Below are 20,781 nucleotides of genomic sequence, written 5' to 3'. Positions count from 1 at the left end.
CACAACCTCCATCAATTTTAGTGAGCGTGCTCCAGAAGCTCTTCTTGGATCTGTGCTTGGGTAGCGCTGTCTGGGTTCACGAAGGTCGGGAAGTTCTCGGAGTCGAGAAGGGCATCCTTGTCATCGCCGAAACGAGCGTGGAAGTGCTCGAGGGTCTCCTCACCGTGCTTCGGCATGAGCAGAACGTACTTGTTCTCGGCGTCACCCTTGGCCTCGAAAACGTACCAAGTGAAGTCTTTACCGTTGAAGCTCTTATCCACGGACTCGAGGAACTCGTACTCGACCGGCTCCTCGGAGGGGTTGTCCAGTTCGTCCTTGGTCTTGACGAAGGTCATGGTGTCGCCATCGACAACTAGGCCCTCGTAAGGCAGACCATAGGACTCCTGCAGCTCTTTCTTGAGCTCGTCGACGCTCTCGCCGTGCTCTTCAGCAGCCTTGGCGAAGCCTTCCTCCATGTCGGGGTCCTCGATGTAGCTGCCGAGGCTGCGGTAGGTGCCATCCCAGTCAGCGAGGGTGGCCTTGGCGGCCTCGGTGGCATCCGAGGCCGCCTCGGAGGCGGTCTCGCTAGCCTCGGAGACGGCGGAGGTAGCGGATTCGGTTGCGGACGACACAGTGTCCTTCGCCTCCTCGCTGGAGCAGCCAGCGAGCGCCAGGGAACCGGCGGCGGCGATTGCGAGGATGGAGCGGGAAAGCTTCATGAGAGCCCTTTCCTTTTTGTGCACAATTACGGTTTACATCGCGCCACTGTCCAAAAAATCACTTTTTGGACGCGGCTCGAGACAAGGTTCAATTGATTGAACCAAGCTGAGCTTAGGCTAAAGCTACATGGAGAAGAGTGTCAATAGATTACCCCCTAGTGGGGCGCTACCCCGCCTATCCTCGAATTTTATTCGTGATCTAGCTCGCCTTGCCGGTGAATTCACCCGAGCTTAAGCTGTGAACGTCCACCCACCGCGGCGGGTAGGAAGAATGGCTAGGCATACACTATCTATTGCGGCCTTCGGCACACCCAATAAGAGAAAGGCGTCCCCCGTGGAACCCTCCACAATAACGGTCCACAGCACTCGTGCTTATCGCGGCGAGCGACCGCGGGGGCGCGGCTGGGTACACGCCGTGGCCACCGTGCTGGGAATCATTGCCGCCAGTGTGTTGGCTACCTATAGCTGGATCATGCTCACCCCAGCCCAAGCGAGCGGCGTGATGATTTATGGGGCGGGCATGGTGGCCCTGTTTAGTGTGTCGGCGACCTACCATCTTGGGCCGTGGCGACGCCCAGGCACCGTGATGTGGTGGCGCCGTGCCGATCATTCCACTATCGCCGTCTTTATCGCCGCCACCTACACCCCCATGTTGTTGTTGAGTGTCGACTCCCCTCTCGCTGAGTGGATGCTCGTGGCCGCGTGGGCCGGCGCCGCCGCCGCGGTGGCACTGAATATGGTGTGGATCAACCATCCCCGCTGGCTGGATGTGGCAGTGTATCTCGTCTTAGGCTGGCTCGTGGTTCCTATCCTCCCGCAACTTCTTGCGGGCACGGGATGGACTGTGGTGTGGCTTCTTGCCGCCGGTGGCGTGATCTATTCCGCGGGGGCTGTCATCTATGGGCTCAAACGCCCAGGCCGCAACGCCCGCTATATCGGCTATCACGAGTATTTTCACGCCGCTACAGTGGTGGCCGCGGCGCTGCACTATGCGGCGGTGTGGCTGGTGGTCATGAACCACGCTGCCGCACTCTGCGCTTAACGCTGCGGGCGCAGGGTGAAAAAGGCCATCGTCGCGGTAGCGCCCATGAGCACCACGGCGATCGCGGAGGTCACCACCACGCCGGAATCGAAGGCGGCCCGCGCCGAGACAGCGAGCGCCTCCCCCGCCTCACCGCCGATGGACTCTGCGGTGGCAATAGCGCCGCCGAGAGTATCGCGGGCGGTAGCGGCCGCGGAGCCGGAGATGGCGTCGGGCACATCCACATTGCTGCGATAGACAGCATTGACCACCGAGCCGAGCACCGCGGTACCAAGCACGGCCCCCACCTCATAGGCGGTTTCCGAGATCGCGGATGCCGCCCCGGACTTCTCCGGCGGCACAGCGGAGAGAATGAGGTCATTGGAAATAGTCTCCGCCACGCCCACGCCGATGCCGATCACCATGAAGGCGAGCACGAGCCCCAGGTCGGAGTGAGAGTGGCCCGAGAAAAGCACCATGAGATAGCCGACCGCGTTCATCAGCAGTCCGAAGGTCACCAGCAGATGAGCGTCGATACGCATGGATGCCCTCACCACCAGTAGGCCGGCGATGATCGTCGCGATCATTCCCGGCACAAGCAAGAGCCCGGCCACCATGGGGCTGTGCCCACTCACCAGCTGGAAGTGCTGGGAGATGAAGTACAACAGCCCCACCAGCGACAGAATGGCAAAGAGGTTGGCCAGCACGGCGCCGGAAAATTGACCCAATCGGAACAGACGCATGTCGAGCATCGGACTCGAGCTGCCCAGCTGTCGGCGCACAAAGAGCACACCGCAGAGCACGCCGGTGGTGGCGAAGAGGATTGGTTGCCAGCTGAAGCCGGAGGTGCCGATGTTTTTGATCGCCAACACGATCGGCCCCATGGTGAAAAACGCCAGCACAATGGAGACAACATCCAGCGCCCCCGGATTCGGGTTGCGAGATTCGGGGATCCACAGTGGCCCCAGCACGATCAACGGCACGAGCACTGGGATTGCCATCAAAAAGACGGAGCCCCAGTAGAAGTGCTCGAGCAACACGCCACCCACAACTGGGCCGATGGCGGCGCCACCGGAAAACCCCGCGGCCCAAATCGCAATGGCGAGGCGACGCTCCGTGGGATCACTAAAGATATTACGAATTAAGGAGAGCGTGGCCGGCATGATCATCGCGCCGAATAGCCCCATGCCCGCGCGAGATGCCACCAAGAGGGCGGCGCTCGGGGCGAGGGCGGCCACCACGGAGATCAGCGCGAAGCCGGAGCAGCCGATCAACAGCATGAGGCGCCGACCGACGCGATCGCCGATACTGCCCATGGGGATGAGCAGTCCAGCCAATACCAGCGGGTAGATATCCACCAACCACAGCAGCTGGGTGCCCGTGGGCGTCAGCTGCTCGGAAATATTTGGCAGGGCGAAGCTGAGGACCGTGTTATCGATGGAGACAAGCAGCACTGGCAGCATGAGCACCGCCAGCGCCTTCCATCTATCTCTCTGTTCTGGAGTCATAGCGCTACACAATCTAACAGACCCAGACTAAACCGTCCAGCCGGTACAGTTTTGCTGGTAAAGAGCACCTTACTGCGCTAGTATGACGGCATGTCCGCACGCGAAGCTGTTCTCGACGCCTATGAAACGCTGCTCATTGAACGCGATGATCAGGCCGCCACAATCAAGGCCATCGCGCAGGCCGCCGGCTGTTCCAAGGGCGGGCTGCTCTACCACTTTCCCAGCAAGCAGGCGCTCGCAGACGGTCTCATCGACAGGCTGAAACGCCGCACCAGCAATGATATTGAGACGATGCGCACCGCCGAGGAGGGCGCGGTGAACTATTACCTGCGCACCTCCGCCGTCACCAATGACCATTTCGGCCGCACGCTCATGGCCGTCACGAAGATCGGCGCGAGCCACAGCGGCACCGTGGAGAATGCACTATCGCTGGTGCAAGAACGCTTCCTCGCCGAGCTGCGGCACTACTGCCCCAACGAGACTGTGGCCATCGCCGTGCTGCTGCTGGGCGATGGCCTGTACTACAACGAAATCAACTCCGGATTCTGCTGCACGGCGAAACGCGACGTGACACCTGAGGTTCTCGCGGCTGCCGCTACGCTTATCGACGCCACCTCGCCGGATTAATCCTCGTTTAGGCGGGGGCGTTGATGTAGATATTCTCCAGCAGCTGGTCCCGTAGCTCTGGCTGCACCGGCTCGCCTGATTCATCGATCACGGTGGCCACGAGGCTAATCGAGCGCTCCCCGAGCGGCACCACGATCATCTTCGCCTCCTGCACGACCTGCACATCCAACATGGCGGTGTTGTAGGTCATGTTCTTCGCAGGATAGCCGCAGACCTCGGGGGCGTCAGCGACCTGGAGGTCACCATCCTGGGAGAGCATGTTCAGGGTGTCGGTGTATTGCTGGAAGGCCTCCTCTGGGCCGACCTCGACGGTGCCGCCCACAATGCTGGCGGTGACCGAGCCAGAGCTCATGGACAGCAGAATGGAATCGGCCTCGGCCTCTGGGTGGCGCTCCCAGCCCTCGGGCAGGGGCATCGCCACGGTATAGCCGGTATCGCCGACGGTAACCTCGGCGCTCGGCCCCTCGATCGGGGCGCATGTGCCGGCGGTGTCTGCGGGCACATCCGCCGCGGCGGGAGCCTCCTCGCTGGCGGAGCTAGAGGCCGCGGCGGGGGACTCCGCGGCAGAATTATCGGCATCCGAGCCGCAGGCGGCGAGCGGCATGATGAGTGCGGTGGTGGCTAGAGCGGCGAGGGAGATTTTGAGGCAACGCATAGTTGAGTATCGTAGCGTGCCGAGCGGACACGGACAGGGCCAAGCCCCGCCCACGGTGGCTATGAGTGCGAATGCACACCGTGAACGGGGCTTGTATCTATCCCCTCACACACTGTCCCGTGCGGAGATTAATCCTCCTCGGGGACCTCCCAGTTATAGGAGCGTTCCACAGCACGGTTCCAATCGCTGTAGAGACGATCAACCTCTTCTTGCGGCATGGAGGGGCTCCATGTCTTCGCCTCAGAGGACTGGTCCTTCAATGCGGCCAGGTCTTCCCAGAAGCCGACCCCCAGGCCGGCAGCGTAGGCCGCGCCGGTAGCGGTGGTTTCCACGTTCTTCGGGCGCACCACCTTGGTGCCCAGAATGTCGGACTGGAACTGCATGAGCAGCTCGTTCATGGTCATGCCGCCGTCGACGCGCAGGTTGGTGATCTCCACTCCGGAGTCGGCCACCATGGCGTCGGCCACCTCACGGGTCTGGTAGGCAGTGGCCTCCAGCACGGCGCGGGCGATGTGCTTGCGGTTGGTGAAGCGGGTCAGGCCCACGATCACGCCGCGGGCATCGGAGCGCCAGCGCGGGGCGAATAGCCCCGAGAAGGCGGGCACGATGTACACGCCGCCATTGTCCTTGGCCTCGCGAGCGAGATTCTCCACGGAGGGCGAGTTGGGGATCAGCTGCAGGTTGTCCCGCAGCCACTGCACCAGGGAGCCACCCATGGATACCGAGCCCTCCAGCGCGTAGACGGGCTTTTCGCCCTCGAGCTGGTAGCAGACGGTGGTGAGCAGGCCGTTTTCGCTCAGCTGCGGCTTGGTGCCGGTGTTGAGCAGCAGGAACAGGCCGGTGCCATAGGTGTTCTTGGCATCGCCGGCGCGGAAGCAGCCCTGGCCGAACATGGCAGCCTGCTGGTCGCCCAAGATGGCCTTAATCGGCACCCCGGAGAGCGAGCCGCGGGCACGGATGGAGCGGAAGTCGCCCACGGAGGGACGGATCTCGGGAAGCATGGACAACGGAATACCCATAGCCTCACACAGCTCCTCGTCCCACTCCAAGGTTTCCAGGTCCATGAGCAAGGTACGGGAGGCGTTGGTGACATCGGTGGCGTGCAGTGCCTCTGCCCCATCGTCGCCCTCGGCGCCGCCGGTCATGTTCCACAGCAGCCAGGTGTCGATGGTGCCGAAGAGTAGCTCGCCCTTCTCGGCACGCTCGCGGGCACCCTCGACGTTGTCGAGAATCCACTTCACCTTCGGGCCGGCCGGATAGGAGTTGATGAGCAGGCCGGTGCGCTTCTGCCACTTATCGGCAGTGTCCTCACCGATCAGCTTGCGGCAGATCTCGGTGGTGCGGGTGTCCTGCCAGACGATGGCGTTGTAGATGGGCTCACCGGTGTTCTTGTCCCAGACAACGGTGGTCTCGCGCTGGTTGGTGATACCGACGGCCAGCACGTCCTGGACAGAGATGTCCTGGTTCGCCAGGGCGCGGCCGACGGCGCGGCGGGTGTTGTCCCAAATCTCCTTGGGGTCGTGCTCCACCCAGCCCTTCTGCGGGAAGTACTGCTTGTGCTCGTACTGGCCTACAGAGACCTGGTTGGCGTCGTGATCGAAAATGATGCAGCGAGTCGAGGTCGTACCTTGATCAATCGCGGCAATGTATTTGGTGGACATAGTGTTCTCCAGGGGTGATGGGGGGAAGGTGGACTACATGACGGTGGCCATGAGGCCAACGACGACGGCTGCAATCATCGGGGCGACAACAGGAACCCAGGCGTAGCCCCAGTTCGCGTCGGCCTTGCCCTTGATGGGCAGGAGGAAGGCGTAGGCGATACGAGGACCAAGGTCACGAGCCGGGTTGATGGCATAACCGGTGGGGGTACCAAGGGACATACCGATGGAGACCACCACGAAGGCCACGGCGAAGTAGGTCATCGGGCCGAGCTCGCCACCGGTGGGACCCCAGGCGATGAAGGCCAAGAGCACGAAGGTTGCCATGAACTCGGTGAATGCGTTCCAGCCGTTCTTCGGATGGGCGGGGCCGGTGAAGAAGATGCCACCGGTCACGCTGTTCGCATCGGTGTTCTCGCCGTTGTCGTCCAGCGAGTTGGCGTCGAAAAGCTGCTTGAAGGTGAGGTAGCAGAGCACTGCTCCGAAGAGACCGCCGAGCATCTGACCGACGATGTAATAAGGAACGAGCTCCCACGGGGTGGCACCATTGAGCGCAAGCATCACAGTGACGGCCGGGTTCAGGTGGCCTCCGGAGACATTGGCCACGGAGGCACCGATAAACACGGCCATACCCCAACCGAGGGCAATGAGAAGCCAGCCAGTGTTCCGGGCGCCGGAGGTGCGCAGCGTATTGACGGCGCACACTCCATTACCGAGGAGCAGGAGCAGTGTGGTGCCGAGGAATTCCCAGCCCAGCGCTTGGGTTGCTGTGATCATTAGATATCTACGCTTTCGTCGATGTTGGTTCGGGGATCGCCGGCCTTGATCATGTAGTCGGTGGCAGCGGCATCGGTGAGAGCCTTTTCGGCGTTGAGCTCGGCATCGACGCGGCCACGGAAGCTCTCCAGCTCTGCTTCCACAGTTGCGTCATCCCAGCCAAGGTGCGGGGCGATGAAGGTGGCAACAGCCTCGGCCGCGACGGTGCCGCGGTCGTCGTATTCCATGGCCACGCGCAGGCGGCGGTTGAGCACGTCCTCCAGGTGCAGCGCACCCTCGTGGGTGACGGCGTAGAGCACCTCTGCCCAGATATAGCCCTCTGCACCCTCGATGGGCGTGAGCAGGTCCTTATCCTCGGCGGCCGGGGCCAGCACTTCTTCATAGAGGGAGCCATAGCGGCCGAGCAGGTGCTCGATGGTCGCGGCGGGCAGCCCGTGGCGAGCGGCCAGAGCGTCCACTTGGTTGACGAGCGCATGGTAGCCATCGGCGCCCAGGATCGGGGTCTGATCGGTGATGGACTCCGGAACCTGCTTCGGGATGTCGCCGATCGCGAGATCCACGGCATCCTTACCGATCACACGGTAGGTGGTGTACTTACCGCCGGCCACGGAAATCAGGCCTGGCAGGTCGCGGGCAACAGCGTGGTTGCGGGAGAGCTTGGTGGTGGTATCGGAGGAGCCGGCCACCAGCGGGCGCAAACCGGAGTAGACACCCACGATATCGCCGTGGGTGATCGGGGTGCGCACCCGCTCGTTGAGCTCGCCCAAGATGTAGTCGATGTCTTCCTTAGTGGGGGCCGGGTCCGGGCGGCCCTCAGTGTACTCAGTGTCGGTGGTGCCGACGATCCAGTACTCGCCCCACGGGATCACGAAGAGCACCGACTTCTCGGTGACGAAGCAGAGTGCAGCGTCGGATTCGATCTTGTCCTTCGGCACCACAATGTGCACGCCCTTGGATGCGTGCACGGAGAACTTACCCTCCACCCCGGCCATCTTGTGGATGTCGTCATTCCACACGCCCGTGGCGTTGATGAATACGGAGCCGTGGACGCTGGTCTCACGGCCAGTGTCGGTGTCACGCAGGGTAGCGCCAACGACGCGGCCGTGCTTCTTCTCGAAACCGACCACCTGGGTGGAGGTGCGGATGGTGGCGCCGTACTCGGCGGCGGTGCGCAGCACCGTCATGGTGTGGCGGGCGTCGTCGACAAGCGTGTCGTAGTAGCGGATACCGCCGACAACAGCATCTTCCTTCAGCGCCGGGACCACCTTGAGGGCGCCCTTGCGGGTGTAGTGCTTCTGCATGGGGACGGTCTTGGCGCCACCCATGAGGTCATAGAGGGTGAAGCCGCCGAACATCATGACCCGCTCCCACACGCGGTTGGTCAGTGGGAAGAGGAACTTCAGCGGCTTGACCTGGTGCGGAGCCAGAGTGGACATATTCAGCTCGCGCTCGCGGAGGGATTCTGCCACGAGGCGGAAGTCCAGCATCGCGAGATAACGCAAACCGCCGTGGAACATCTTGGAGGAACGAGAGGAGGTGCCAGAGGCAAAGTCGCGGGTCTCGATCACCGCGACCTTGAGACCACGGGTGGCGGCGTCGAGGGCAGCACCTGCACCCACCGAGCCTCCGCCGATGATGACGACGTCAAATTTCTCTGAACCGAACTTCTCCCAAGATTCCTCGTAGTACTCGGGGTTGAGTGCCTGCTTCGATGTGGAAGCCATGTGAAATTCACGACCTTTCCGGCCCGTCGACGCCTCGTGTTGCACTCACCAACAGGTGAGCTTCGGCGCATCGGTGGAGGCCAACAATGGGTTGAGGTGAGGACGCAGTGCGGGAGTTAGGAAAGTTCTAACACTCTCATCACCAAGAGCACTGAGCCCTGATGTCAAAGTCCAGAGTAACAGCGCCCACCCCACCCCAAAAGGGTGCTTTTTATTAGCAGGACAAAGCAAGTCCCACACAAAGGGACATAAGTGCAGTTCGCAGGCATATATGCAGTGGGCTATGTATATCTTAATGTGATTTGTAGCACATTATCCCAGTAACTTACGGCGCCGTCACTACCCCCTTTCGGGGCCTGTTTTTTTAGCGATAAGTGGCCCCAAAACTACGGAATAGTAACCGACTCCTAGCAGGACTTTTAGAGAATTCATCCCATGTCCATTCCCATAAGCTACGGAATGGTAATGAGTTATACCCCCGCGAATTTGAAAATGACCACCACCCCACAGGAAACAAAGCTACTAATCGGTAAGCGGGCATATATGTCCTGTCATTTTGCGCCCATTTACCCCCAGCGGCCTCCCCCAAAACCGAACCCTTTATGTCTATTACAGCCATCACCGACCCCTCCCCCAGAAGGGCCGGTGGGCGCGGCCTCCCCCAGCGCTAGAAGGCCGGCTTGTCCCGCTTGTGATAGCCCATACGGGGCTGGAAGCCCTGCGGGCGGCGTCGTTGCGCGACGGCGTCGGCGATGAGCAGCCGGAAGCGCGGCGCCACGGAGGAGGGCAGCTGGGCGATGCTGAACCAGCCCACCGCACTGGATTCGTCATCGCCCACGGCCGGCTCGTCCTCGCCCACCACCTCGAGTCGGAAGGCGATATCGATATAGGAGGCGACATCTCCATTGGGATAGGTCACCGGCCCCACCGCCCCGCACCCAAGAAGAGCGGCTACTCGGGTATCAAGGCAGGCCTCTTCTTTGACCTCGCGCACGGCCGTGGTGGTGGGTTCTTCTCCTGCATCGGCGATGCCGGTCACCGGCGTCCACATGTCATTGTCCGCGCGGCGGACGAGCAATACTTCGGGAGCATTGAGGAAGTTGCCGGTGGTGGACTCGCGTAACACGATCGCGGTCACCCCTGGTAAAAGCAGCGGCTCGTGGCCGATTTTTTCACGAAGACTGAGAATATAGTCAGGTGTAGGCATATCACCTGACTCTACCCGCACACGCTGCACGGATAGCCGGTGCGCCCGTGCCCTCACCCGCTTCAGGGGAGACTTCCGCCGCCGGAGCGGGGTTGAAGTTTTGCTCACTGCAGCAACCCCCTAAGCTGGGTGAGGTGCACTACATTTCTACTCGCGATACCTCGGCTACCCCGTATTCCTTCACCGACATTCTCCTCGGCGGCCTCGCTCCCGACGGCGGGCTCTTTTTGCCCGAAAGCTACCCGCAGCTCAGCGACGAGCAGCTCACTCAGTGGCGATCCGTACTGAATGAGCAGGGCTATGCCGCCCTCGCTTTCGAGGTGCTGCAGCTGTTCGTCGATGACATTCCCGCGGAGGATCTGCGCGGTATCTGCGAGCGCGCCTACACCACCCCGAAGTTCTCGGCCCCGGAGATCGTTCCGGTGCGCACCCTCGGCGATGACCTGCTGCTCGGACGCTTGTCCATGGGCCCCACGGCCGCTTTTAAGGACATGGCCATGCAGCTGCTGGGCGAGCTCTTTGAATACGAGTTGGCCCGGCGCGGGCAGTCCCTGAATATCGTGGGTGCCACCTCTGGCGATACCGGATCCTCGGCGGAGTACGCCATGCGCGGGCGCGATAATATCCGCGTGTTCATGCTCACCCCCGCAGGGCGTATGACCCCCTTCCAGCAGGCCCAAATGTTTGGCCTGCACGATGACAATATCTTCAATATCGCCCTCGATGGCGTCTTCGATGACTGCCAAGACGTGGTCAAGGAGATCTCCGCGGATGCCGACTTTAAATCCACTCGATCGATCGGTGCGGTGAACTCCATCAACTGGGCCCGCCTCATGGCCCAGGTGGTCTACTACGTTTCCTGCTGGATCCGCGCTACGTCCTCCAATGAGCAGCAGGTGTCCTTCTCCGTGCCCACCGGCAATTTCGGTGATATTTGCGCCGGCCATATCGCGCGTTCGATGGGCGTTCCCATCGACAAGCTGATCGTGGCCACGAACGAGAACAATGTTCTGGAGGAGTTCTTCCGCACCGGCGATTACCGGGTGCGCAGCGCCGCCGAAACCCAGGCCACCTCTTCGCCGTCGATGGACATCTCCAAGGCCTCCAACTTCGAGCGCTTCATCTTCGATCTCCTCGACCGGGATGCGGCGACCACCGCGGAGCTCTTTGGCACCCAGGTAAAGCAGGGCGGTTTCTCGCTCAGCGAGTATCCCGCCTTTGCCCGCGCCGCAGCGGAGTATGGCTTCCTCGCCGGCACGTCTACCCACGCTGATCGCCTGCGCACCATCGCCCGCGTGCACCGCGACTATGGGGTGCTCATCGACCCCCACACCGCGGATGGTGTGGCCGCCGCCGAGCAGAACCGCGAGTCCACCGACTCCCCCATCATCTGCCTAGAGACGGCGCTGCCGGTGAAATTCGCCGAGACCATCACCGAGGCCATTGGCTCTGCCCCAGAGCTGCCGGAGCGCTTCGCCGGGATTGAAGATGTGGAGTTCCGCGTCTTCGACATGCCCAATGATGCCCAGCGCGTCAAGGACTTCATCGACGAACGCCTCGCCTAGCGCCGCGCAGCAAACATTAGTCTTGCCTAAAGCACCCTTGTTAGTATGCAAGGGTGCTTAAGTTTATGCTGCGGGCGGTCGGTGTGATCGCCACCGGATGCGGAATCATCGGCATAGTATTGCCGCTGTTTCCCACGACGCCGTTTTTGCTCCTCGCAGCGTATTGCTTTGCCAAAAGCTCTCCGCGGATGCACGACTGGCTGCTCTCCCACCCGCAACTCGGCCCCTATATCACCAACTATCAATCTGGGGCGATGAGCAAAAAGCACAAGATTTTCACCCTCACCACGATATGGCTGGCCGTGGCCTTGGCCATCTGGCGCGTGGATCATGTGCTCGTCTACACCCTGTTCCCCTTGGGCGCGCTGGGCATGACCTGGCATATTTCGCGGCTGACTACCGCCCGCTAAAACCACCACCGGCCCACCCCTCGAGTCTGCACTGAGGTGGTGGGCCGGTGTGGCGCGAGGTGGCGTCGATAAGCGAGAAGCAGCTAGTGCTGCACCGCCTTAGCAGCGCCGATTCCGGTGAGCGCGCGCACTTCCATCTCTGCCGCTTTGCCCTCGAAGTTATCGGGCTTACCGAGGTAGGTGCCGATAATGCCGAGGAGGAAGCCGGCAGGGATCGCGACGATCGAGGGATTGGTAATCGGGAAGATCGCGAAGTCCGCATTCGGCAACATGGCCGTCTCCGTGCCGGAGAATGCCGGGGAGAGCACGATGAGAATGACGGAGGTAAGCAGGCCGCCGTACATGGAGAACAGGGCGCCGGTGGTGTTGAAGCGCTTCCAGTAGAGCGAGTAAATGATGGTGGGCAGGTTGGCTGCGGCGGCGATACCGAAGGCCAGGGCGACCAGGAAGGCGATATTTTGGCCCATGGCACCAATGCCCATGACGATGGCGAGCACGCCGATGACCACCACGGTGATGCGCGAGACTCGCACCTGCTCCTCTTCGGTGGCCTGCCCCTTACGGATCACGTTGTTGTAGAGGTCGTGTGCCACCGAGGCCGAAGCGGTGATGGCCAGACCGGCCACCACGGCGAGGATGGTAGCAAAAGCGATGGCAGAGATCACGGCCATGAAGATCGTGCCGCCGACCCGCGCCGAGAGCAGCAGCACAGCGGAGTTCACTCCACCGGGTGCGGCCTGGATCTGCTCAGGCCCCACCAGCGCGGCGGCGCCATAGCCCATGAACACGGTGAGCAGGAAGAAGAGCGCGACGATGCCGATGGTCCACGCCACCGAGCGGCGCGCCTCATGGGCGGTGGGCACGGTGTAGAAACGCATGAGCACGTGCGGCAGGCCAGCGGTGCCGAAAACAAGCGCCATGCCGAGGGAGACGAAGTCCAGCTTGGTCAGCGTGGAGGCGCCATACTTCAGGCCCGGCCCGAGGATGTCCTCGCCCTTGGGGTGATTGGCCACGGCGGATCCGAGCAGCTCATTGAAGCCGCCCTTGACGGCGACGAAGGTCAGCAGGGTGATGAGGATGGAGCCGCCCACGAGCAGCACCGCCTTGATCATCTGCACGTAGGTGGTGCCCTTCATGCCGCCGACGAGCACGTAGACGATCATGAGCACACCGACGATGGCGACCACGCCCGACTGCGCGACCTTGCCCTCGATGCCCAGCAGCAGGGCGACGAGTCCGCCGGCGCCGGCCATCTGGGCGATGAGATAGAACAGCGAAATAGACAGCGTCGAGATCGCAGCCGCGGTACGCACCGGCCCTTGCTTCAGCCGGAAGGAGAGCACATCGGCCATGGTGAAGCGGCCGGTATTGCGCAGCGGTTCGGCCACGAGCACGAGCGCCACCAGCAGGGCCACGAGGAAGCCCACCGAGTAGAGGAAGCCGTCATAGCCATAGAGGGCAATGGCGCCGGTGACGCCGAGGAAGGCGGCGGCGGAGAGATAGTCGCCGGCGATGGCGAGGCCGTTTTGCTTGCCGGAGAAGGAGGCGCCGCCGGTGTAGAAATCGGAGCCCTTCTGCGAGGTCTGGCGGGTCACGCGAATTACGATGCCCATCGTGGCCACGATGAACGCCACGAAGATGGAGATATTGAGCACCGGGTTGCCGGTGCTGATCGCTTCAGTCGCGAGCACTGTTGTGGAGTGAGTCATAAGTAGTCCTTGGTATCTGCTAGGAGGGGGCGGCGCTAGTGCTGCCGGGGTTCACTGAGGCGGTCGTTCATCTGCTCGCGGATCAGCGCGGAGGCGGGATCCAGCGTGTTATCGGCGAAACGCAGATAGGCCCAGGTAACAATCCCGGCGGTGAGGAACTGGGCGATGCCGAGGACCATGCCGAGGTTGATATAGCCGAACACCTTGATGGTCACCACGTCCACCAAGAAGGTGGCGGTGACAATGTAGAGCAGATACCAGGTGATGAAGGCGACGAAGACGGGGAAGACGAATCCACGGAAGGTGCTACGCAGGCGTGTGAAGTCTTCTGTGTGGGCGGTCTCGATGAAATCCTGCTCGGTGGGAGTCCGGGGCACGACCGGATCCCTACCGTGCGAGGAGGGGGATGGGGACACAGGCATGGGTGTCTCGCTTCCTATTGTCAAAGGTTGGGCTCATATCGACCGACATTGTGATCCACCACGCGCCTCCATGCACGTGACGTGGAGCTCATAATGTGCGGCCTTTGTGAAGTGAGACACTACAGGCAGATGTGAAAACTGTGAAGCAACTTTCCTTTCTCATCCGAGCGCAACACCCCCGCAAAAAAATGAGCCTCGCCTAAACTTCTTTGCATGTCTGCAAAAGTGCGACACACCACCATCGCAACCCATGCCGCAAGCGACGGAGTAAATAGACTAAAAAATACTTTGATTCATCAATAATTTACCCGCATGGGGGTAACCATGTCGCATTTCGCGCCCGATACACCCCCTTCCCCAACGTAAGTTATGTAAAGTTCTTCACATTTTCTCGCCCGCCTACCCCCTATTGGGCGATGGTTCCAGAGCGAGCCGCGGCGCGGCCGCCACTACCCCCGCTGTGGCGGCGCCAGCCCGGCGCTAGTACCGAATCAAACCGATATCGGTGACTACTTCAAAGCACTCATCCCCGCTGAGGGAGGATTGGTCCACCTGCGAATCGGGGTCGATGATCACCACGCGGTGGCCCTCCTCGCGCAGCCGCCGCAGCCCCTCGAGCAGCATGCGCAAGGCCACCGGCGCCAGGGAGATGACGCGAGAGATATCCACGGCGAAGATCGGGCCGCGAATCTCGCGGGTGCGCATGGCGTGCAATAAGGCCTCGCCGGCCGAGAAGTTGAGCGTTCCCTGCAGCTTGAGAAGGGAGATATCTCCCTCTTGGACCAGCTCGCGCACCGCGTTCACGCCACGCCGGTCGGTGGACATCAAGTGCAGGCCCCAATCGCGGGAGAGCCGCTGGAATACCTTGCGCCCCAGCACCGAGTTGCCATTGACGTCGAGCGGCGGGGAGAAGGTGGCGATGCCCAGCTGTCCGGGCAGACAGCCCATCATTCCGCCCGAGACCCCCGATTTAGCGGGAATGCCCACGGAGGTCATCCACCGCCCGGCGGCGTCATACATGCCGGCCGAGGCCATCACGGCCAAGGCTTGGTGGCAGACGTCCTCGCTCACGACCTGCTCGCCGGTGAGCGGCTGCACTCCACCATTGGACAGGGTGGCGGCCATGACCGCGAGATCCCGCACGGTGACGTTGATGGAGCACTGATACACATAGGACACCACGGCGTCATGGGCGTCGTCGCCGATAATGCCGTAGGAGCGCAACATGTGCGCGATGGCGAAGTTACGATCCGAGTTGTCCAATTCCGAATAGGCCACCGCCATGTCCACGCTCAACTCGCGGCCGGCCAGCCGAGAGAATTGGGCGAGGATCTTCTCCACGCGTTCTTCAATGGTGGAGTCCACGCCATTAATCAGCTGATTAATAGCGATCGCCCCCGCGTTGATCATGGGATTAACTGGGCGGTTGGTGGGCGTATCCAAAGACAGTTCATTAAACGCCTCGCCGGAAGGCTCCACGCCCACGGTCTCTAAGACGGTCTGCAACCCACATTCTTCGAGGGCGAGGGCATAGGCAAAGGGCTTGGATACTGACTGCATGGAGAATTCGTGCTCGGCATCGCCGACACAATAGATGCGACCATGCGAGGTGCACAGGCCGATGGCCTTGCGCTCCGGATCGGCCTGCGCCAGCACGGGAATATAGTCGGCGACCGTGCCTTCCGCGTCATAGTCGATGGACTCGAGGGCGAGCGATAGGTAATCGTGAATCGGGGTAGACATACTTCAGCTCCAAAGCCTTCCTTATCGCTGCGGCCACAGGCGGACAGACTCGACACTACCAACGCTCGGCCCCTGCCTAGGACCCGCCTGCCAGCGGCGCTCTTCCCAGCACTATCGTGGTGGATGATGAACACCTCTGATGCCGCGTCCTCCGCGTCCTCCGCTGGCGCCACCGACCCCACCGACCCCACCGCTGCCGTCAGCCAGCGCCAGGCGATCGTGGTGTGGCTGGCCGCCGTCGTGGTCTACATCGTGGCCATCATGGGCCGCGGTTCCTTTGGTGTGGCCAGTGTCGAGGCCTTCGAGCGTTTTTCCGCCTCCGCCAGCGGGCTCGCGGTGTTCACCGCGGTGCAGATGGGGGTGTATGCCCTCGCCCAGATTCCCACCGGCGTGCTGATCGATCGTTTCGGTGCCCGTCGCCTGCTCGTCGCCGGCGCCCTCGTCATGGCCGGCGGCCAGTTGGTGCTCGCGCTGAGCACGAGCTTTACGGTGGCTATCATTGCCCGGGTGCTGGTGGCGATGGGCGATGCCACCGCATTTTTGTCGGTGATGCGCATTATTCCGCAGTGGTTTCCCTTGCACCGGGCACCCATTTTCACGCAGCTGACTGCCGCGTTGGGGCAGGTGGGCCAGTTCCTTTCCGCGGTGGTGTTTCTCGGTATCCTCCACGCCGCGGGCTGGGAAGTGGCCTTCATTTCCGCGGCGGCGGCGGGCGTGCTGGTGGCGCTGGCGGCCTGGGTGGCTATTCAGGAGCCGCCCCGCCGGCTGGTGAGTTCCACCCAGCCGCTACGGGCCCGCCTGCGTATCGTGGCCACCCATCCGGCCTGCTGGCAGGGCTTCTTCATTCACGGCATCGGCCTATTCCCGCAGGTGGTCTTCACCCTCACCTGGGGCATGCCGCTGATGACCCTCGGCATGGGGATCAGCGCCCATGTCGCCGGCTGGGTGCTGGTGGTCAATACCGTGGTGCAGGTTCTTGCCGGCCCGCTCCACGGGTTCATCTCGGCGCGCTTCGGGGCGAATCGCTGGATACTGGCGCTGGTGAGCTCGGGCATCACGATGGCGCTGTGGGCGCTCTTTTTCGCTAGTGCCTCCCCGCGCGGGGTGGCGTGGATCGTGGTGCTCAATGTGGTGATGGGCGCGCTCGCCCCAGTGGCCAATTATGGCTTCGACCAGGTGCGCGAGGCCGTGCCCCACGAGGTACTCGCCACGGGCACGGGCTTGGCCAATATGGGCGGCTTCACCGCCGGCATGATCGTCGCCCAGGGCTATGGCATGCTTCTCGACGTCGCCACCACGGACAGCACCCACTACACGTGGGGCGATTTCCGCTTCGCTGGGCTCGCCGCCCTCATCGTGTGGGCGCTGGGCGCCAGTGCTTTGGTGTGGGCACGCCGCCGCGAGCGCCGCTAGCGCGGGCTGGGGCCACTACGGCCCCGCAGCAGCGCATCCACCACGCTGTGCACCGCCTGGTCGCCTAAGGTTTGGCGCACGGCGTCATAGACCTTGCCGGCGTCGAAGCTCGTACCGCGCGGAAATTCGATCCTCTCCTCGCCCTCATCTCCGGTGGGCGGGGTCGCCGCTGCGGGTTCGGCATCCTCCACCTCCTCCGCGTCCACCACATCCTCGGCGGCCGAGGCGGCGGCGGGAGCACCGGGCACGCCGTTGTGCTCCACATAGATCTCGCGGTTGTCCTCATCGATCACGAGATACTCCTCGGGATCGACCCCGAGGTTACGGAGGGTATCGGCGAACTCGATGAGATCAGCGACGGTAGGGCTATCCATATCGAGCCCGATACGCATGGAAATATTCATTGCACTGCTCCTTCTAGGCGCTACGTGCACCCCAGTGTAGCGATCTAGAAACGCTCATTCCCCCGGGGAATGCGCCGCATCTGCTGGGGTCGCTGCTGGCCGCCACCGGAGAAAGACCCCATGGGGCCGAATCGGTGCTCCATCCCCTCCGAATCGGCAATCTCATCACTGATGGTGGACTCGCCCCAGAACACCTCGTCCACCACCTGCCGGGCGCGGCGGGTCTTTTTCAGATAGTCCTCCAAAAATTCCTGGTAATTCATGGGGTTCCAGCCGGCGGCCGCCGCGGTTTCCGCGAGCTGCGGCCCAGGCTGCGGCAGCTGATCGGTGCGCTTGCCCCGCACCAGCACCAGCGCATTGCGGGCGCGGGTGGCGGCCAGCCATGCGGAGCGCAGAATCTGTACCTTCTCCGCGTCCACGATGCCCTCATGTTCCATCACATCCAGCGCCTCCAAGGTGGAGGTGGTGTGCAGGGCTGGGTGCTTGTGCGCCTCGAGCATGCTCACGAGCTGCACCGTCCACTCGATATCGGTGAGCGCGCCCCGCCCCAGCTTGGTGTGGGTTTTACGATCCGCGCCGCGCGGCAAGCGTTCATTGTCCACGCGCGCCTTCATGCGGCGCACCTCGCGCACGGTCTTTTCATCCACGCCCCCAGGGGGATAGCGGAACTCGTCGATGGCGGCGAGGAACTGCACGCCCAGCTCCTTATCGCCGGCAATGTCGGTGGCCCGCAGCAGCGCCTGTTTCTCCCATACCGCGCCCCACGAGGAGTAGTAGCGCTGATAGCTTTCCACGGTGCGGGCCACGGCCCCCGATTTCCCTTCGGGGCGCAGGCCCAAATCCACCTCGAGGGAGGGATCGCTGGAGGGCTTGCTCAGCCGGCGGCGCATGCGATCGACGATGCGCTTAGCCCACATCAGTGCCTCATTCTCCCCCACCGACTCCACGGGCTCGGCCACAAACATCACATCGGCATCGGAGCCATATCCCAGCTCCTTACCGCCCAATCGGCCCATACCGATCACCGCGATGCGGGCAAGGGGTTTCTCCACCTCGCCCTTGTGCACGGAGCCGCGGATCTCGGCGGCGAGGGCGGCGTCGAGCACCGCATCCCAGATCTCCGAGAGGCTCGCGCACACCGTCTGCACGTCGATCAGCCCGAGAAGATCCGCGGAGGCGATACGCGCCAGCTCTACTCGACGCAAAGAGCGGGCCACGGTGATCGCCCGGTCGGGATCATCGTGCCGGGCCGCGGCCGCACGCAGTGACTTGGCAATGGTCTCCGGCGATTGCTCCAAAAGCCGCGGCCCCTTGGCGGAGTCGCTAAAGAGCTTGAGCACCTCGGGGGCGGAGACCACCAGATTTGCCGCATAGGGCGAGGTCCCCAGCACTTTCATCAGGCGCTGCCCCACGATCCCCTCATCGCGCAGGGTACGCAAGAACCACGTGCGGTCATAGGCCGCATCCGAGAGCTTGCGATAGTTGAGCAAACCTTGGTCCGGGTTGGCGGTATCGCCCAGCCACTCCATCAGGGTGGGCAGCAGCATCGCCTGGATCTTGGCCTTGCGGGAGGAGCCCGAGGCGAGCGCCGTGAGATGCTCATAGGCCCGATCCGGGAATTGATAGCCCAGGGCGGCCAGCTGCAGCTTCGCAGATTCCTTACTCAAGGTGAGCGTGCCGGTATCGAGGGCGGCCACCGAGCCCAGCAAGGGGCGGTAGAACAGCCGCGTGTGCAGCCCACGGACTTGGATGGAGACGCGTTTGAGCTTCTTCAACAGGGTTTCCGCGCTGGTTCCGCGCCCCTCGCCGCGCAGCCCGGCAGACCGCGCCAACCACCGCAGGGCGGTGGTGTCCTCCGGCTTGGGCAGGGCATGTGTGCGCCGCAGGCGCTGCAACTGCAGGCGGTGTTCGATGGTGCGGAGAAACTCATAGTCCTCGATGAGCACCTTGCCGTCTTCTCGGCCCACATAGCCGGCGTCGATAAGCGCCTCGAGTGCAGACACGGTGGCCTTGGTGCGCAGGGTCTCATCCACGCGGCCATGCACCATCTGCAGCAGCTGCACGGCAAATTCCACATCGCGCAGCCCGCCGCGGCCGAGTTTGAGCTCGCGCTCTTGCATATCGGAGGGCACATTATTCAGCACCCGAGAGCGCATGTGTTGCACGCCCTCCACAAAATTATCCCGCTGGCTGGCCTCCCACACCATGGGCTCGAGCGCCTCAACATAGCGGCGTCCCAGCTCCATATCGCCGGTGAGGGGGCGGGCCTTGAGTAGTGCCTGAAATTCCCAGGTTTCCGCCCAGCGCTTGTAGTAGCTCACATGTGATTCGAGGGTGCGCACCAGCGCCCCCTGCTTGCCCTCAGGGCGCAGGGCGGCATCGACCTCGAAGAAGGCCTTGCCACCGATGCGGATGAGTTCGCTGGCCAGGCGGGTGGCCTTCGGGGTGGCGGGTTCGGCCACGAAGATCACATCGACATCGGAGATATAGTTCAATTCCCGCGCCCCGCACTTGCCCATGGCGATCACCCCGAGCGCGCAGTCCAGGGGATCCACGCCGTAGACCCCAGCGGCGGCCACGGCGAGCCCAGCGGTGAGCGCAGCATCGGCCGCATCAGACAGCCGCGCCGAGACCGTCTTAAACGCCACCATCTCCAATCCGGAGCGGCGGCTGGTCTCGGGATAGGTGCCGGCGAGATCCGCGGCGGCAATGCGCATGATGATGCTGCGATAGGCCACCTTCAGCGCTCGCTCGGCCTCGGTGCCCACCATGCCGGCCACATACATGCCCACCTCGGAGCAGTTCTCGGCCGCGGGCTGGGCGGAGACATCCTCGGCGAAGCGGGCGGGACGGGCATCCACCGCACCGAGCATGAGGCGCAGCATCTCCTCCTTGGTGGGCATCGGCTCTTTGAGGCTGCGCCACGTCTCCGGATGGGCCACCAGATGATCGCCGAGCGCGGTGGAACCGCCGAGCAGCGCGATGAGCCGGACCCGCAGCTCGCGGTGCTCGCGCATACTGCGATCAAACTCGGCGCGTTCCGCATCGTCGAGGTTGGCGACCAAGCGAATGAGGGTATTGAGCGCCAGATCCGGGTCGGCGGCACCGGAGAGCTGCCGCAGCAGCTCAAGGGACTCCTCGTTGTACCACCCCAGCTCCTTGAGGTCATCGGCGGCCGTGGGGCGTTGGAGGGACAAACTGGCTGGGGTGGGCAGGCTAGTGCGCATGATCTTTATCCTC

General features: G+C 62.8%; 17 protein-coding genes. 5 read left to right on the top strand and 12 right to left on the bottom strand.

Translation table 11 applies throughout. The features are described from left to right. Positions 1–17: 17 nt before the first annotated feature. The gene (locus GBB14_RS08485; protein WP_151529220.1) at positions 18–698 is read right to left on the bottom strand and encodes a ZinT/AdcA family metal-binding protein; all 681 of its coding nucleotides are present in this window, start codon (positions 696–698) and stop codon (positions 18–20) included. A 334-nt stretch (positions 699–1,032) separates the two neighbouring features. Here GBB14_RS08485 and GBB14_RS08480 point away from each other — a divergent pair, with 334 nt between their 5' ends. Beyond that, positions 1,033–1,740 carry a hemolysin III family protein gene (locus GBB14_RS08480; RefSeq protein WP_225976646.1) on the top strand — a complete coding sequence of 236 codons (708 nt, stop codon included), beginning with the start codon at positions 1,033–1,035 and terminating at the stop codon, positions 1,738–1,740. On the opposite strand, the gene GBB14_RS08475 is transcribed toward GBB14_RS08480, so the two are convergent. Then, positions 1,737–3,227: an MFS transporter gene (locus GBB14_RS08475; protein ID WP_151529218.1), complete on the bottom strand. Its 1,491-nt coding sequence runs from the start codon at positions 3,225–3,227 to the stop codon at positions 1,737–1,739. The two genes, GBB14_RS08480 and GBB14_RS08475, sit on opposite strands and share 4 nt — an antisense overlap. Positions 3,228–3,317: 90 nt before the next feature. Here GBB14_RS08475 and GBB14_RS08470 point away from each other — a divergent pair, with 90 nt between their 5' ends. Further along, positions 3,318–3,854 (top strand): TetR/AcrR family transcriptional regulator, encoded by a 537-nt coding sequence (locus GBB14_RS08470; protein WP_151529217.1) that lies wholly within the window; start codon positions 3,318–3,320, stop codon positions 3,852–3,854. A 7-nt stretch (positions 3,855–3,861) separates the two neighbouring features. On the opposite strand, the gene GBB14_RS08465 is transcribed toward GBB14_RS08470, so the two are convergent. The 5 genes from GBB14_RS08465 to GBB14_RS08445 form a co-directional block, all read right to left on the bottom strand. After that, on the bottom strand, positions 3,862–4,509 hold the full coding sequence (locus GBB14_RS08465; protein ID WP_151529216.1) for a hypothetical protein: 648 nt from the start codon (positions 4,507–4,509) through the stop codon (positions 3,862–3,864). 128 nt (positions 4,510–4,637) lie between these two features. Further along, the gene (glpK, locus tag GBB14_RS08460) at positions 4,638–6,170 is read right to left on the bottom strand and encodes a glycerol kinase GlpK (protein ID WP_151529215.1); all 1,533 of its coding nucleotides are present in this window, start codon (positions 6,168–6,170) and stop codon (positions 4,638–4,640) included. Positions 6,171–6,203: 33 nt separating this feature from the next. After that, a complete protein-coding gene (locus GBB14_RS08455; protein ID WP_151529214.1) occupies positions 6,204–6,944 on the bottom strand; it encodes an MIP/aquaporin family protein in 741 nt (246 codons plus the stop codon). Continuing rightward, the gene (locus GBB14_RS08450) at positions 6,944–8,668 is read right to left on the bottom strand and encodes a glycerol-3-phosphate dehydrogenase/oxidase (RefSeq protein WP_151529213.1); all 1,725 of its coding nucleotides are present in this window, start codon (positions 8,666–8,668) and stop codon (positions 6,944–6,946) included. Before GBB14_RS08450 ends, GBB14_RS08455 begins: the two co-directional genes overlap by 1 nt. A gap of 667 nt (positions 8,669–9,335) precedes the next feature. After that, entirely contained in the window at positions 9,336–9,875 is a 540-nt protein-coding gene (locus GBB14_RS08445; RefSeq protein WP_151529212.1) for an NUDIX domain-containing protein, read from the bottom strand. Positions 9,876–10,009: 134 nt separating this feature from the next. Between GBB14_RS08445 and thrC the strand changes: the two genes are divergently transcribed. Both thrC and GBB14_RS08435 read left to right on the top strand, forming a co-directional pair. Then, a complete protein-coding gene (thrC, locus tag GBB14_RS08440) occupies positions 10,010–11,440 on the top strand; it encodes a threonine synthase (RefSeq protein ID WP_151529211.1) in 1,431 nt (476 codons plus the stop codon). Positions 11,441–11,493: 53 nt separating this feature from the next. After that, entirely contained in the window at positions 11,494–11,850 is a 357-nt protein-coding gene (locus tag GBB14_RS08435; RefSeq protein ID WP_225976647.1) for a YbaN family protein, read from the top strand. 83 nt (positions 11,851–11,933) lie between these two features. Here GBB14_RS08435 and GBB14_RS08430 read toward each other — a convergent pair whose 3' ends face one another. The 3 genes from GBB14_RS08430 to GBB14_RS08420 form a co-directional block, all read right to left on the bottom strand. Then, on the bottom strand, positions 11,934–13,559 hold the full coding sequence (locus tag GBB14_RS08430; RefSeq protein ID WP_151529210.1) for a cation acetate symporter: 1,626 nt from the start codon (positions 13,557–13,559) through the stop codon (positions 11,934–11,936). 35 nt (positions 13,560–13,594) lie between these two features. After that, positions 13,595–13,936, bottom strand: coding sequence for a DUF485 domain-containing protein (locus GBB14_RS08425; RefSeq protein WP_225976648.1), 342 nt, complete (start codon positions 13,934–13,936; stop codon positions 13,595–13,597). Positions 13,937–14,461: 525 nt separating this feature from the next. Then, positions 14,462–15,724, bottom strand: coding sequence for a glutaminase (locus GBB14_RS08420; RefSeq protein ID WP_151529208.1), 1,263 nt, complete (start codon positions 15,722–15,724; stop codon positions 14,462–14,464). A 123-nt stretch (positions 15,725–15,847) separates the two neighbouring features. On the opposite strand from GBB14_RS08420, the gene GBB14_RS08415 reads away from it, so the two are divergent. Beyond that, complete coding sequence (locus GBB14_RS08415) at positions 15,848–17,137, top strand: nitrate/nitrite transporter (RefSeq protein WP_225976649.1); 1,290 nt, start codon at positions 15,848–15,850, stop codon at positions 17,135–17,137. Here the strand turns inward: GBB14_RS08415 and GBB14_RS08410 are convergent. Beyond that, positions 17,134–17,541: a hypothetical protein gene (locus GBB14_RS08410; RefSeq protein WP_151529207.1), complete on the bottom strand. Its 408-nt coding sequence runs from the start codon at positions 17,539–17,541 to the stop codon at positions 17,134–17,136. The genes GBB14_RS08415 and GBB14_RS08410 overlap by 4 nt on opposite strands. Before the next feature lie 44 nt (positions 17,542–17,585). After that, positions 17,586–20,768 carry a bifunctional [glutamine synthetase] adenylyltransferase/[glutamine synthetase]-adenylyl-L-tyrosine phosphorylase gene (locus GBB14_RS08405; protein ID WP_151529206.1) on the bottom strand — a complete coding sequence of 1,061 codons (3,183 nt, stop codon included), beginning with the start codon at positions 20,766–20,768 and terminating at the stop codon, positions 17,586–17,588. Between the last annotated feature and the right edge of the window lie 13 nt (positions 20,769–20,781).

Source organism: Corynebacterium sp. 51B (assembly GCF_008930785.1).
GTDB lineage: Bacteria > Actinomycetota > Actinomycetes > Mycobacteriales > Mycobacteriaceae > Corynebacterium > Corynebacterium megadyptis.
Note: the sequence above shows the minus strand (reverse complement) of the source record. Positions and strands in the feature narration are given on the sequence as shown.